Annotated in this window: 11 protein-coding genes and 1 pseudogene; 7 read left to right on the forward strand and 5 right to left on the reverse strand. The window is 59.8% G+C overall.

All coding sequences use genetic code 11. The features are described 5' to 3' along the window. Positions 1–65 precede the first annotated feature (65 nt). Positions 66–701 (forward strand): glutathione S-transferase family protein, encoded by a 636-nt coding sequence (locus tag ACW5XD_RS03185; RefSeq protein WP_456493601.1) that lies wholly within the window; start codon positions 66–68, stop codon positions 699–701. A gap of 69 nt (positions 702–770) precedes the next feature. On the opposite strand, the gene ACW5XD_RS03190 is transcribed toward ACW5XD_RS03185, so the two are convergent. Beyond that, positions 771–1,043, reverse strand: coding sequence for an acylphosphatase (locus ACW5XD_RS03190; protein WP_456493602.1), 273 nt, complete (start codon positions 1,041–1,043; stop codon positions 771–773). Between the two features lie 85 nt (positions 1,044–1,128). Between ACW5XD_RS03190 and ACW5XD_RS03195 the strand changes: the two genes are divergently transcribed. Next, the gene (locus tag ACW5XD_RS03195; RefSeq protein ID WP_456493603.1) at positions 1,129–2,559 is read left to right on the forward strand and encodes a methyl-accepting chemotaxis protein; all 1,431 of its coding nucleotides are present in this window, start codon (positions 1,129–1,131) and stop codon (positions 2,557–2,559) included. A 167-nt stretch (positions 2,560–2,726) separates the two neighbouring features. Here ACW5XD_RS03195 and ACW5XD_RS03200 read toward each other — a convergent pair whose 3' ends face one another. Beyond that, positions 2,727–4,241 (reverse strand): flagellin N-terminal helical domain-containing protein, encoded by a 1,515-nt coding sequence (locus tag ACW5XD_RS03200; protein WP_456493604.1) that lies wholly within the window; start codon positions 4,239–4,241, stop codon positions 2,727–2,729. A gap of 367 nt (positions 4,242–4,608) precedes the next feature. Here ACW5XD_RS03200 and ACW5XD_RS03205 point away from each other — a divergent pair, with 367 nt between their 5' ends. Continuing rightward, positions 4,609–5,799 (forward strand): class I SAM-dependent methyltransferase, encoded by a 1,191-nt coding sequence (locus ACW5XD_RS03205; RefSeq protein ID WP_456493605.1) that lies wholly within the window; start codon positions 4,609–4,611, stop codon positions 5,797–5,799. A 467-nt stretch (positions 5,800–6,266) separates the two neighbouring features. Here the strand turns inward: ACW5XD_RS03205 and ACW5XD_RS03210 are convergent. Beyond that, positions 6,267–6,910: pseudogene (locus tag ACW5XD_RS03210) on the reverse strand (glutathione S-transferase family protein). A gap of 264 nt (positions 6,911–7,174) precedes the next feature. On the opposite strand from ACW5XD_RS03210, the gene ACW5XD_RS03215 reads away from it, so the two are divergent. From ACW5XD_RS03215 to ACW5XD_RS03230, 4 genes are all read left to right on the forward strand, one after another. Then, a complete protein-coding gene (locus ACW5XD_RS03215) occupies positions 7,175–8,359 on the forward strand; it encodes an acyltransferase family protein (protein WP_456493606.1) in 1,185 nt (394 codons plus the stop codon). Positions 8,360–8,746: 387 nt separating this feature from the next. Beyond that, positions 8,747–9,784, forward strand: a complete 1,038-nt coding sequence (gene selD, locus ACW5XD_RS03220) for a selenide, water dikinase SelD (RefSeq protein ID WP_456493607.1) — start codon at positions 8,747–8,749, stop codon at positions 9,782–9,784. Next, positions 9,781–10,896 carry a tRNA 2-selenouridine(34) synthase MnmH gene (gene mnmH, locus ACW5XD_RS03225; protein ID WP_456493608.1) on the forward strand — a complete coding sequence of 372 codons (1,116 nt, stop codon included), beginning with the start codon at positions 9,781–9,783 and terminating at the stop codon, positions 10,894–10,896. The genes selD and mnmH overlap by 4 nt, the downstream gene beginning before the upstream one ends. Before the next feature lie 31 nt (positions 10,897–10,927). Beyond that, entirely contained in the window at positions 10,928–11,572 is a 645-nt protein-coding gene (locus ACW5XD_RS03230) for an MBL fold metallo-hydrolase (protein WP_456493609.1), read from the forward strand. A gap of 138 nt (positions 11,573–11,710) precedes the next feature. Here ACW5XD_RS03230 and rplY read toward each other — a convergent pair whose 3' ends face one another. Together rplY and ACW5XD_RS03240 are read right to left on the reverse strand one after the other, a co-directional pair. Further along, positions 11,711–11,998, reverse strand: a complete 288-nt coding sequence (gene rplY, locus ACW5XD_RS03235) for a 50S ribosomal protein L25 (protein WP_042037696.1) — start codon at positions 11,996–11,998, stop codon at positions 11,711–11,713. A 106-nt stretch (positions 11,999–12,104) separates the two neighbouring features. Beyond that, positions 12,105–12,962: a hypothetical protein gene (locus ACW5XD_RS03240; RefSeq protein ID WP_456493610.1), complete on the reverse strand. Its 858-nt coding sequence runs from the start codon at positions 12,960–12,962 to the stop codon at positions 12,105–12,107. Positions 12,963–13,030: the final 68 nt, after the last annotated feature.

The raw sequence follows: 13,030 nt of genomic DNA on the forward strand, positions 1-13,030 counted from the left end.
GGCCTAGACTGCCTGTTCACTCTGGGTCGTACATAGGCCCACCATCCATCAGGCGAGGAGCAAGCATGATTACCTTATACGGAACCCCGGTCAGTCGAGCCCTGCGCGTATCCTGGTTACTGGAAGAGTTGGGCGTGACATGGCAATTTCAATTTCTCGATTTTGCCAAGGGCGAGAATCGCAGCGACTGGTTTCTGACCCTCAACCCGAGCGGCAAGATGCCGGTGCTCAAAGACGGGGATTTCGTACTGACCGAATCTGCCGCCATCATGCAGTACCTGGCCGAAGTCTATGGTTCGGATTGGCTGCCAGCCAGAGGGACGCAGGCTTCCGCACTGCACGCCCAGTGGGTCAGTTTCATTACCTGCGAGCTGGAGCAACCCCTGTGGACCATAGGCAAGCACAAGTTTGCCCTGCCGGAGCCCCAGCGCCTGCCAGCCATCTTCCCCACCGCCAAGTGGGAATTTGACAAGGCGGCGGCCATCGCCGAGTCCTGGGTGCCCGAGCAGGGCTACCTGCTGGGCGAGCAGATCACCATCGCGGACCTGCTGCTGGCTCATACCCTGATGTGGGCGACCCGCTTCGAGCAGACCATTCCGCCCAAGCTGGCCGCCTATCGCGACCGCCTGGCGGCTCGACCCGCCCTGCAAGCCGTGCTGGCCAAGACCCAGGCCATCGCCGACGCCGCCCAGGCCGGCTGACGCCAACATGCACAAACGGGAGCCCCGATGGCTCCCGTTTTTATGCGTGGATTGGCGGTTTTACCCCGCTCAATTGGTATGAAAGCCACTCCCTTTGGGCGGCAGCGCCTCTTCATACTCCATCCGGGTCACCTCGGCGGTGCGCGGCCCGTGTTCCAGCCAGCCCAGCATCATCTGCACCCCGTGCTCGGGCCCGCAGATCAGGATCTCCACCGATCCGTCCTCCAGGTTGTAGGCGTGGCCACGCAGTCCCAGTTGCAGCGCCCGCTCCCGGGTGAAATAACGAAACCCCACCCCCTGTACTCGACCCCAGACGCGCACGACAAACGATTGCTCTCCCATTTCGAACACCTTTCCCTTAAGAAATTCCCCTCCAAGGCGATAATGAGCGCGACACTCTCTTCCCCTTGCAGGACGCAATACCATTATGAAAGAAGTAAAATTCCGGTGGGTTGACCGTTATCTCATTCACCTCACGATCAGCGAAAAATTTCTCATCACCTTCTGGTGCCCTTTGTTGTTCATCGCCTTGCTTACCGGGTACCTGCTGGCCGATGGTCATGATCAGCAAATGCAGATCCGGCTGGATCAACTCAAACAACGGGTCGAGACCAGCGCCCAGCTGGTGAGCCAGCACGCCAGCCTCACCCTGCCTGCCGATCTCATCCTCGGCCCGACCGGCAGTGCCGGCCTGAGCCAGCAGGGCGACCACTACCGTTTCAGCGCCAGCGCAGGCCAGGCCGGTTTCGTGACCGGCAGCCTGGATGCGGGTCGTTACTCCATGTGGGACGGACAAGGCACCACCCTCACCATCATCGCCGTGCTGGCGGCCTTGCTGGCCCTCATCACCCACTACCTGATGACCTTTGTCTCCGGTGCCCTCTACTCCACCAACAAGGCACTGCAGACGGTGGCCGACGGGGATCTCACCTTCCGCCTCAATTTCTTCCCGGTGCGGGACGAGTTCTCCATCCTGGCGGGCAGCATAGACAGATTCACCGACCGCCAGCACAAGATAGTACAACTGGTGGAGGAGTCTGCCGAGGCACTTACCATGGCCGCCGACGAGTTTCGTGATCACGCGAGCGAAGGGGAAAGCATGGCGCGCTCCCAGCGCCAGCACATGGATTCCCTGGCGGCCGCCATGGAGCAGATGTCGGCCGCCATTCGGGAAGTGGCCCGCAACGCCAACGACACCCTGCAACAGACCCGTCAGTCCAGCGAAGAGGCGGCCCATGGCGCCGCCCGGGTATCCCGTACCATAGCCGCCATCCGCACCCTGGCCGACGAGATAGGCAATGCCTCAGGCGCGGTGGAGCGGCTGACCCACAATGCCAATCGCATCAACGAAGTGGTCAACGTCATCAACGCCATCTCCCAGCAGACCAACCTGCTAGCGCTCAACGCCGCCATCGAGGCGGCCCGCGCCGGCGAGCAGGGCCGCGGTTTTGCGGTGGTGGCCGATGAGGTGCGCACCCTCGCCAGCCGCACCCAGCAAGCCACCGTGGAGATCCAGCAGATGATCGAAGAGCTGCAGGCCGGCACGGGTGCCCTCAACGACATCATGGAGAAAACCGTCGGCCGCGCCGCCAGCAGCCAGGAGCTGATCAGCGAAGTGGGGCTCGACATCGACAAGCTCAGCAACCACAGCGATGCCGTGCTGGAGATGAGCACCCAGATAGCCACTTCCAGCGAGGAGCAGAGCTCGGTGGCCGAGGAGATCACCCGCAACCTGGATCAGGTGCGCCACGAAGCAGGCCAGGTAGAGGAATCCGCCAGCGCCTCTGTGGCCGGCACCGCCGGCCTCAAGGCCACCGCCACCGAGCTTGCCCAAGCATTGAGGGGGCTCAAGATCTGACATACTGTGGAATAACAACAGAGGCCATCCATAGGATGGCCTCTGTTGTTTCAGCATCACGTCAATACAACTTGAATGTCATCACTCCACAATGCCCTGCTACGGACACATGACACTCGGCTGGATTGATTGCAGAGCGGCAGAGTCCATCCATATCGACTTGCTGGTCATGACTGCAGCAGACTGAGTGCCATATTGGGCCGACTGTTGGCTTGGCTCAATATGGTCGAACTGGCCTGCTGCAAGATCTGGGTACGTACCAGACGAGCCGACTCACTTGCCATATCGGCATCCCGGATCCGTGAGCGGGCGGCACTGAGGTTCTCATTGGCGTTGGCCAGATTGCGCACCCGTGAATCCAGCGCATTGGCCTGGGCGCCGAGTCGCGAACGTTGAACGCCCAGTTGCTTCATTCCCACATCCAGTGTCTTGATAGCTCTGCTGGCGTTCTCATCAGTCAAAACATCAATATTATCAATGGTATATTTTTTCTTGTCCGCTTGATAAAAGCCCAGTGCATTCAAGCTCGATCCTTGCATATCAATATTGGAGTACTTGTCACCTGATGAGTGCAGTTCCATCTGGCCAATATAGGTCGTGGGTGTGACATCGGGCAGCAGGGTGCTTAGAGAGGGATCGCTGATAACTGGGGGCGCCGGTGGTACCGGCTGTGGCGGTGGCGTTGAACCATTTGCAAGCGCAAGACTGTTGCCCTGAGAACTATAAATAGTCAGTTCATTACCGGCCGGGTTCCAACCGCTTGAACCACTCACATAAAAGTCCAGTCCCGCCGCATGGGCAGCCACATTGATTCGTTGAACCACCTTTGCCATGATGTCACTATTTTTGGCTGTCGGATTGACCGGATCCCAACCCGTCATATCAATGCCGGTAGTCAGATCCACCGAATGACCCGCCACATCGATATACGATGGCAACGCGGACAAATCGACTGCTGAGGCGACTGAAAATGGCAGTTGTTGCGCTTTTACCGGCCCCTGATTGTTGGGGAAAGTGGTGCCATTGATCTCTGCAATGAACTCTTCAAGGGTTGAATAATCCTTGTCAAAGGTAACGCCGTTGATAGTGACAGGCTGAGATGAGAGTTGCAGATCAGCAATACCGTAAGCCCCCGGCTTGCTGCCTGCCGGACTGCGCGCCCGCCACTCCATTTCGCCCAGATTTTTGGTCTGGGCATTGATATCGGTAATGACGGTATTTTGTCCTGCATAAGCGCCGACCGAGAAGATGCCTTTATAACTTCCCGCCAGCAGATCCTGCCCGGCAAACCGGGTGCCTGTGGCAATCCGATCCATCTCCAACTGCAGTTGCTTGAATTCAGCATTCAGGGCAACGCGATCCTCTGCCGTGTTGGCGCCACTTCCTGACTGCAGTGCCAAGGTGCGCATCCGCTGCATCAGGTTAACCGACTCATCGAGCGCACCATCAGCCACGTTGATCACCGAGATCCCATCGTTGGCATTGCGGATAGCGGTGTTAGTCCCATTCACTTCACTGGTAAGGCGATTGCTGACCTGCAACCCTGCCGCATCATCGGCCGCGCTGTTGATGCGAAGACCGGAAGATAGACGCTTGAACACAGAATCGAGAGTAGTGGATGATCTATCAAGATGACGGAGCGCAGTTGCAGCTGAAATATTGGTACGAACAGACAAGGTCATGGAATGCTCTATTGAGATAGCAAGATTCAATATGGTCTGAACACACTATCGACATAACCAAATGACTCTTTAGATAAAAATCCTCTCAGTGCCTAAAAAGTCTTAAGATTCAACATTACATAAATATAAACATCATTTTTGCTGCTATTTCGAACAACCCCCTATGTGATGGTTGTTTATTGAACTCATGGCCCCCCAAGTTACACCCCGTCGCTTCTCTTGCCTCTGCGTCTAACGGACTTATCTCGCCATTCTCCGAATGACCCGTGCGCCAATCTACACACCAACTCTGCCAGCAAAAACTGGCTTAGCGCCCCTATTGCACATAGAATGTGGCCCCTTTTCTTTTTACCATCGGCAAACACCCATGAGCGTTTTCATCTATCTCGTCAAAGGCCGCGAAAAATCCCTGCTGCGCCGTCACCCCTGGATCTTCTCCAAGGGGATTGAGCGGGTTGAAGGCAACCCCGTTGACGGCGATACCGTCGAGATCTACGCCAACGATGGCCGGTGGCTCGCCCGTGGTGCCTGGTCAGGCAGCTCCCAGATCCGTGCCCGGGTCTGGACCTTCGACAAAGAAGAGACAGTCGATCTCGACTTCTTCCTGCGTCGCCTCAAATATGCACAGGAGTCCCGGGATCCGCTGATCAAGCGTCAGGGCCTCACCGGCTATCGCCTGTGCGCCGCCGAATCCGACGGTCTGCCGGGTCTGACCATAGACCGTTATGCCGATTTCCTGGTGTGCCAGATCCTCTCCGCCGGTGCCGAGTTCCAGCGCGAGCTGATCATCCAGGCGCTGCGCACCCTCTACCCTGAGTGCAGCATCTATGAGCGCTCCGATGTGGCGGTACGCAAGAAGGAAGGGCTGAAAGAGCGCACCGGCGTTATCCATGGCGAGACACCGACCGAGCCTGTGGTGATCGAAGAGAACGGCGTCAAGATCCTGGTGGACATTCGCAACGGTCACAAGACCGGCTTCTATCTGGATCAGCGCGACAACCGTCAGGCTGTCTCCAAGTACACCGAAGGCAAGCGGGTACTCAACTGCTTCAGCTATACCGGTGGCTTTGGCATCTATGCCCTCAAGGGTGGCGCCAACGAAGTGGTCAACGTGGATCTCTCCCAGACTGCGCTGGACATCGCCCGTCAGAATGCCGAACTTAACGGGCTGGATATCTCCAACACCCAGTTCATCCGTCACGACGTGTTCAAACTGCTGCGCGAATACCGCGAGAAGGGCGAGAAGTTCGATGTCATCGTGCTGGATCCGCCCAAGTTTGCCGAGAGCAAGGCCCAGCTGCTGGGTGCCTGCCGTGGCTACAAGGACATCAACATGCTGGCGTTCCAGCTGCTGGCGCCGGGTGGCGTGCTCTTGACCTACTCCTGCTCCGGCTTGATGGAACAGAGCCTGTTCCAAAAAATCGTGGCCGATGCGGCGCTCGACGCCGGTCGCGATGCCCAGATCCTGGAGCTGTTGTCCCAGGCTTCCGATCACCCGATCGGCACCGCCTATCCGGAAGGTTTCTACCTCAAGGGTCTGGTAGTGCGCGCCCGCTAAAAGGCACCGTTCAGGGCTAACCGCCCATTGACCCCGGTTCCAGAACGGGGCCAAGTCCGGCAAGCCGAATCATCAAAAAGGCCCGCTATCACTAGCGGGCCTTTTTTGCGCTGTACTCAAAGAGATAACGCCGCTCACTCCGCTCCTCGGCTTGCCGTTGCCATCCTTCTACCGTACGTTTCCAGTCCTTTAACCAAGCCCTTTGCTCACAGTATTCACCCAGGGAATGGCACTCAGCCCACCTACGGGAACCTGACCGAGCTTTTATTTATGCAAAAACATGAAAATAAAATCGCCACCATTGGAAATTCCTCGGGGAAATATCGGCACAAAACGCATCGAAAATCACTCTGCTGCATAAATCAGTTTTCCCCCTCTCCTGATCCCGGCCATTCCCCAATTTCGGCTGCACATCACACATCATCTCTGAGTCGGCAGCAGTCCTGTCGTCGGGCTCAACACCCGGCTCAGTCACGGGCCGGTGCCCCCAGCGGGAAATAGTGTCGAAATGGCCTCGCCTCATCCACGGCACGCATTACCGAGGGCCGACTCAGCAGGCGAGCACGGTAGGCTCGCAGTCTGGCGTGGGAGTGCGGTATCTCATGGGCCCAGTCGGCATAGAAGAGCGAGGGGGCGGCGGCGCAATCGGCCAGGCTGAAGCAATCGCCGGCAATCCAGCGACGCCCTTCGAGTCGCTGATCGAGCCAGGGGTATATTGGTCTAGCAGCTCGCGGGCCTCCATCACGCCATAGCCATCGCGCTCGGCCTGCGGGCGCAGCGCATCCAGCACCACTTTCTGCATGGGCGTCATCACATAGTTGTCGAAGACGCGATCCAGCATGTGAACCTCCAGACCCGCATCGCCAGTCGGGATCAGGCTAATGGGGCCCGGATGGTGCGCCTGCAGATGCGCGACTATGGTGCTGCTCTCGAGGATGCAGCGCCCGTCATCCAGCAGCACGGGGAAGCGCTTGAGCGGCCAGAGCACGGCAAGCTCGGCGTTGGCCGCCGGGTTTTCAAGATTCTGATAGTCAAACGGAGTGGCATTCTCGTAGAGCGCGATCAGCACCTTCTGGCTGTAGGATGAGAAAGGATGGGCGTAGAGTTTCATCGGGCGTGTTCCTTGCGATCGGGTGGACGACATCCCTAGTCTAGATCCCCGCGCCAGCCCCTGACCTTACCCCCATACAGCTGGCTGTTTTTGCGTAAAAAACGCACATTCATGACGACAATCACATCCGTATGGCTCTCTTTTCGGTAGGGTGATCCCGCCTGTGACCAGCATGAGTCCAGGCTGCGGGGGTATCAGGCTTGATGCCCCGTACAACAACAAAATCGATGTCAGGCCAAGCTGAACATCGCAAGGGATACCGTCATGAATCAATCATTGCCGCTGTTGACGCCGCTGCGGGGCATCGCTGCCCTGATGGTGGTGTTGTTCCATGCCCGCTTGTTGCTCTTTCCCCAATGGACGGAGTCGATCGCAGGCGTCACTCAACTCATCGAGAACGGCTACCTCTGGGTCGATCTGTTCTTTATTTTGAGCGGGCTGGTGCTGGCCCACGTCTACGGGGAAACCTTCACCCGCACGCCCCGCACCATGGGCTATGGCCGCTTTCTCTGGCTGCGGCTGACCCGGGTCTACCCCCTCTATTTCGTGACACTGGTGCTGCTGGTCGGCTGGGAGCTTTACAAGGCCCGCCATGGGGTAGGCTTCTATGCCGGCCCGCTGTTCAAGATGTGGGAGTGGGAAGGCATGCCCCCCTTCGGCTCCCCCTTCACCCCGGCCGAGGCGCTGCCGAGCGCCTTCCTGCTGCTGCAGGTGGTGACCGATCACGGGCTGACCTGGAACTTCGCCGCCTGGTCGCTGAGTGTGGAGTGGATAAGCTACCTGCTGTTCCCGTTGCTCATTCCGCTCGCGGTGACCCGCAGTCGCTGGAGTCATCTCGCACCGCTGCTGGCGCTGACGGTACTGGCTTTTATCGTGCACACTCGCGGCACGCTGGATGTCACCAGCGGCGCGCTGGCGGTGGGTCGCGGGGTGAGTGAATTCGTGCTCGGCCTCTGGCTGCTGCCCAGAGTCAAGGCCGCGCAGCACTTGTCCATGATGCAACGGGATCTGCCACTGCTCATCGCCTTTGTGCTGCCCTTCGCGCTGATGCAGTTCGCCATGACACCGCAGCTGACTCTGCTGCTGATCAGCGCCTACGTGTTGCTGATCTGGATTGCCGCCTGCCAGAGCGATCGCCAAAGCCCGCTGCTGCGCCTCTTGGATAACCGCTTCACCAACTGGCTGGGGGATCTCTCCTACTCCATCTACCTGCTCCACGCCCTGGTGCTGCTCACCGGCTGCGAACTCATCCACTATCTGGCGCCGGGGCTCACCGACTGGTGGTACGCCCAGACCAACCCCTTGCTGGGTGTGCTGGCCACTATGTTGATGCTCGCCGTGCTGATCGGTCTCTCGTCCCTCAGCTACACCCTGCTGGAGCGGCCGCTGCAACGCCGTCTGCGCCGCGTTGGCAAGGCTCGCCAACCAGTGATGGAGCAAGCCGGGTAAGCTCCTCCACCCAAACATTGCCCCGAATTGAGCGTGACTCGCCTCATCGGGGCAAAACCAGGGGTGTGGCCTTAGCCTGAGGCCGCTCCCTCTCTCTTTTTGACCCGCCAATCCCCATCTTTTGTGTGATTTCCTGTTCGAACCAGCGAGGGCATTTGTGGCATAATGCCACGTCCTGTGGCCCTTGGCGGGGCTGCTCTGGCGCACCATGTCGCCCCTCCTCCCCCGTCCGGCTTGGTGGCCTTCCCATGGCCGCCTGAAATCGCTGCCCCCGTTGGCAACGAGGCCACCCATTTTTTGCGGTATCTTGTCTGCCTGTCTACAAGGCGGCGGATGACCGCCCATTGACCAAGACGGCTCCACAGAGCCTCTGCATAAGGGGTAAGTATGTCTTCCATTCGTCTGACCCAATACAGCCACGGTGCTGGCTGCGGCTGCAAAATTTCTCCCAAGGTGCTCGACACCATTCTCAAGAGCCAGATCCCGGGCTTTGACGACCCAACCCTGGTGGTGGGCAACAGCAGCAAGGATGACGCAGCCGTGGTCGATATCGGCAACGGTCAGGGCATCGTCTCCACCACCGACTTCTTCATGCCCATCGTCGATGACCCCTTCACCTTTGGCCGCATCGCCGCCACCAACGCCATCAGCGACATCTACGCCATGGGCGGCAAGCCCATCGTCGCCATCGCCATCCTCGGCTGGCCCATCAACACGCTAGCGCCGGAAGTGGCCCAGCAGGTGATCGACGGCGGCCGCCAGGTGTGCCACGAGGCGGGCATTTCGCTCGCTGGCGGCCACAGCATCGACGCGCCCGAGCCCATCTTCGGCCTCGCCGTGACCGGCATAGTACCGCTCGATGCCATCAAGCAGAATGACACTGCCCAGGTGGGCGATATCCTCTATCTGACCAAACCCTTGGGCATCGGCATCCTCACCACGGCCCAGAAGAAGGGCAAGCTCAAACCCGAGCACGAGCAGCTGGCCCCCAACGCCATGTGCACCCTCAACAAGATTGGCCAGCGCTTTGCCGAATTGCCCGGCGTGCACGCCATGACGGACGTGACCGGATTCGGTCTGGCTGGCCACCTGCTGGAGATGTGCGAAGGGTCAGGGGTGCGCGCCACCCTCGATTTCAAGGCGTTGCCGCTGCTCGACGAAGTAGATTACTACCTGAGCGAGGGCTGCGTACCGGGCGGTACCCTGCGCAATTTCGACTCCTATGGTGACAAGCTGGACGCCATGGACGATCGCACCCGCAACATCCTGTGCGACCCGCAGACCAGCGGCGGCCTGCTGGTAGCCGTCGGTAAAGAAAGTGAAGCCGAGCTCCTCGCCATTGCCGCTCAGGCAGGGCTGACCCTCTCCCCAATCGGCCAGCTGAAGGCACGTGCCGGCGATCAGTTTATCGAGGTTGTCCAATGAGTGCTCTGCCACTGGCCACGGATCTGGCCCGGATTTTTCTGGACGATGTCCCGCTCATCGACTTGCGTGCGCCCATCGAGTTCAAGGAGGGGGCCTTCCCCTGCTCGACCAATCTGCCCTTGATGACAGACGATGAGCGCGCCCAGGTCGGGACCTGCTTCAAGAAGCAGGGTCAGGCGGCCGCCATCGAACTGGGTCACAAGCTGGTGGGTGGCGCCGTGCGGGCCGAACGCCTCGAAGGCTGGCTGGCGCAGTTGCGCCGGCAGCCCGATGCCCTGCTTTATTGCTTTCGCGGCGGCCTGCGCTCGCAAACCGTACAACTCTGGCTGCACGAGGCGGGGATCACCCGTCCTCGTGTCGCCGGTGGCTACAAGGAGCTGCGCCGCTTCCTCATCGATACCCTGGACAGCGCAGCAGCGCAGTGCCATTGGACAGTGCTGACCGGCATGACCGGCTCCGGCAAGACTCATATGCTAGGCCATGTGACCCAGGCGCTCGACCTTGAAGGCCATGCTCGTCACCGGGGCTCGTCGTTTGGGCAGCTGCCCGGTGGCCAGCCCAGCAATATCAACTTTGAAAACAACATGGCCATCGAGCTGCTCAAGCGCCGTCATCAGGGCGAACAGGCCTTCGTGGTAGAAGACGAGAGCCGGCTCATCGGCCGCTGCTGCCTGCCTCTTTCCCTCTATGAGACCATGTGTCAGGCACCGCTGGTGGTGGTGGATGTACCGCAAATCGATCGGGCCGAGCAGATCCGTGAAGATTACGTGCACGATCTCTGGCTGCGCTATCAAGCCATGTATGGCCAAGAAGCCGGTTGGCCGCTGTTTGCCGCCTATCTCACCGATGCGCTGGCTCGCCTCAAGCGCCGTCTCGGCGATCAGGCCCATCGCGAGCTGGATGCCCTGATGCAGACCGCCCTCACCGAGCAAGCCAACAGCGGCTCCACCGAGCTGCATCTGGCCTGGATCACCCTGCTGCTGACCCGATACTACGACCCCATGTATCTCTATCAGCTTGGCAACAAGCAGGAGCGCATCGTGTTCCGCGGCGACAAGCAGGCCTGTCTCGACTACTTCGCCGAGCAGCACGCCAACGCGCAGCAGGGCTGACCCCGTCGGCTTTCCAACAAGAGGACCCCACATGTTGAAATTCGAGGTGATCCCGGTCACCCAGTTCGCCCAGAACTGCTCTCTCATCTGGTGTGACGAGACCCATCAGGCGGCGCTGATCGACCCGGGTGGCGAAGCGGACAAGCTGCTGGCCGCCATCGCCAAACGCGGGCTGACCCTGACCCACATACTGCTGACCCACGGTCATCTGGATCACGTGGGCGCGGCCGCCGAGCTGCGAGAAAAAACCGGCGTCACCATCACCGGCCCCCACAAGGAAGATGCCTTCTGGCTCGACATGCTGCCCCAGCAGAGCCAGATGTTTGGCTTCGCCCATACCCCTGCCTTTAGCCCCGACCAGTGGCTGGTGCAGGGTGACAAGGTACACATTGGCCAGTGCGAGCTGGAGGTCTATTTCTGCCCCGGCCACACCCCGGGCCATATTGTGCTGCTGAGCCAGACCGAAAAACTCGCCTGGGTAGGCGACGTGCTCTTTGCTGGCAGCATAGGTCGCACCGACTTCCCCCGTGGCGATCACGGGACGCTTATCAAGTCGATCACCGAGACCCTGCTGCCGCTGGGTGACGAGATCGTCTTCATCCCAGGCCACGGCCCCAGCTCCACCTTCGGCCGCGAGAAGGCGAGCAACCCCTACCTGACCCAGCCCATCTGGTAACAGGCAAAGAGCTCATCAACGCAGAGAGGGCGACCCCGGGGGCGCCCTCTTTTTCATGGCTTGCTGTGCGTTTCATCAAACGCCAGACACTAAAAAGCCACTCCTGAGAGTGGCTTTTTTCAACTGGATGGCTCGCGATTAAACGCGAACGAAGTCCAGGTGAACCAGCTTCGGCTTAACCGGGTGACGCTGGATAGCCTTCACTTTAACGCTGACTTCTTCACCGTTGATGACCAGGGTCAGCACGGATTCGTAGAATTCCGGCTTCTCTTGGGCAATGATGAATTTCTTGTGGTCAACAGTGATGGACTGGGCTTCTTTGCCTGCACCGTAGATGATGGCAGGAACTTGGTCAGCGTGACGCAGGCGGCGGCTCGCACCTTTCCCCAGGTCAGAACGGACTTCAGCTTGGAATACGAAAGACATAGTGGTTATCTCATATAGATGAATTTATGGTGTTGACTGCGACCGGTCAGCACCTCGCAAAACGAGGGCGCATACTAGCACGGGCCCAGAACAGTGACAAGAGACCTTAACGCCCCTGCTCCAGCCGGGCGAACCGCTGTTGCCGCTCTGCCGCACTCAGGGCATCGAAGCGGGCCAGCGTCCGGGGGGCCGGACAGTAGAGGGTATCCCCCGCCTTGACCCGGATACTGTTGCCCATCAGCGGGCGATTGTCATCGACGATGGCCAGCAGATAGCTGTAAGTGTCTCCCGCCGCCCCAGTGACAGTACCATTCTGGGCCAGGGTGGCGGCGATGCGCCACAGTGTCTCCCCGGATGCCACCTGATGACAGACCCGCTTGCTATTGCCGGCCGCCGGCGCCGAGAGCGTCAGCGTCTCATCGCTGGGGGATACGTTCACCGCCGGTGGCGTATCACCATTAGCGACACGGGCCAGCAGGGTTTCCGGCGTCTGCCAGGTTGCGTTCAGAGCCAGGCTCACCGCCAGCCGTTCGGTGCCCAGGCTGGCGGCGCGCGGCTGACCCGGCATCACTGGCGGAGTGAATTCGGCCATGAAGGGTATCCCCAGACCGGCCACCGCCTGATCGCCATCACGCGAAGATGTGACGGGCGCGATAGATGCCAGGCCATAAGCGGCCTCATCGATACGCCTGAGCCTCGCCAGATACGCCTTGGAGAGCTGCGCTTCCCCCTCAAACAGATCGAAGGGGGGCACCAGCCGGGCAGGAAACAGGATCTGCCAACGGCCATTTTTCTGCTTCTGGGCCAGTGGTGGATACTGGTTGCCGTGCCACGCCACAAACATGGCGGACGGCGTGCGCGCCAGCGGGTAGTATTCCGGGTTCAACTGCACCCAGGTTTGCTCTGCAATAGGCTGGTAACCGCTGATCACCACCTGCGCCACACTCAACCAGATCCCCAGCATCCTTGCCTCCCTGACTTCCGGTTTGGAGGGGCCAGCTGCCTGGCCGCCCCTCCTCATCAAGCTATATC

Source organism: Aeromonas enterica (assembly GCF_054052465.1).

Coding starts and splice junctions, on each gene's coding strand:
- selD (WP_456493607.1), top strand. CDS start 8,747: ATGTCTTCCATTCGTCTGACCCAATACAGCCACGGTGCTGGCTGCGGC.
- ACW5XD_RS03205 (WP_456493605.1), top strand. CDS start 4,609: ATGAGCGTTTTCATCTATCTCGTCAAAGGCCGCGAAAAATCCCTGCTG.
- ACW5XD_RS03195 (WP_456493603.1), top strand. CDS start 1,129: ATGAAAGAAGTAAAATTCCGGTGGGTTGACCGTTATCTCATTCACCTC.
- mnmH (WP_456493608.1), top strand. CDS start 9,781: ATGAGTGCTCTGCCACTGGCCACGGATCTGGCCCGGATTTTTCTGGAC.
- ACW5XD_RS03185 (WP_456493601.1), top strand. CDS start 66: ATGATTACCTTATACGGAACCCCGGTCAGTCGAGCCCTGCGCGTATCC.
- ACW5XD_RS03215 (WP_456493606.1), top strand. CDS start 7,175: ATGAATCAATCATTGCCGCTGTTGACGCCGCTGCGGGGCATCGCTGCC.
- ACW5XD_RS03230 (WP_456493609.1), top strand. CDS start 10,928: ATGTTGAAATTCGAGGTGATCCCGGTCACCCAGTTCGCCCAGAACTGC.
- ACW5XD_RS03200 (WP_456493604.1), bottom strand. CDS start 4,241: ATGACCTTGTCTGTTCGTACCAATATTTCAGCTGCAACTGCGCTCCGT.
- rplY (WP_042037696.1), bottom strand. CDS start 11,998: ATGTCTTTCGTATTCCAAGCTGAAGTCCGTTCTGACCTGGGGAAAGGT.
- ACW5XD_RS03190 (WP_456493602.1), bottom strand. CDS start 1,043: ATGGGAGAGCAATCGTTTGTCGTGCGCGTCTGGGGTCGAGTACAGGGG.
- ACW5XD_RS03240 (WP_456493610.1), bottom strand. CDS start 12,962: ATGCTGGGGATCTGGTTGAGTGTGGCGCAGGTGGTGATCAGCGGTTAC.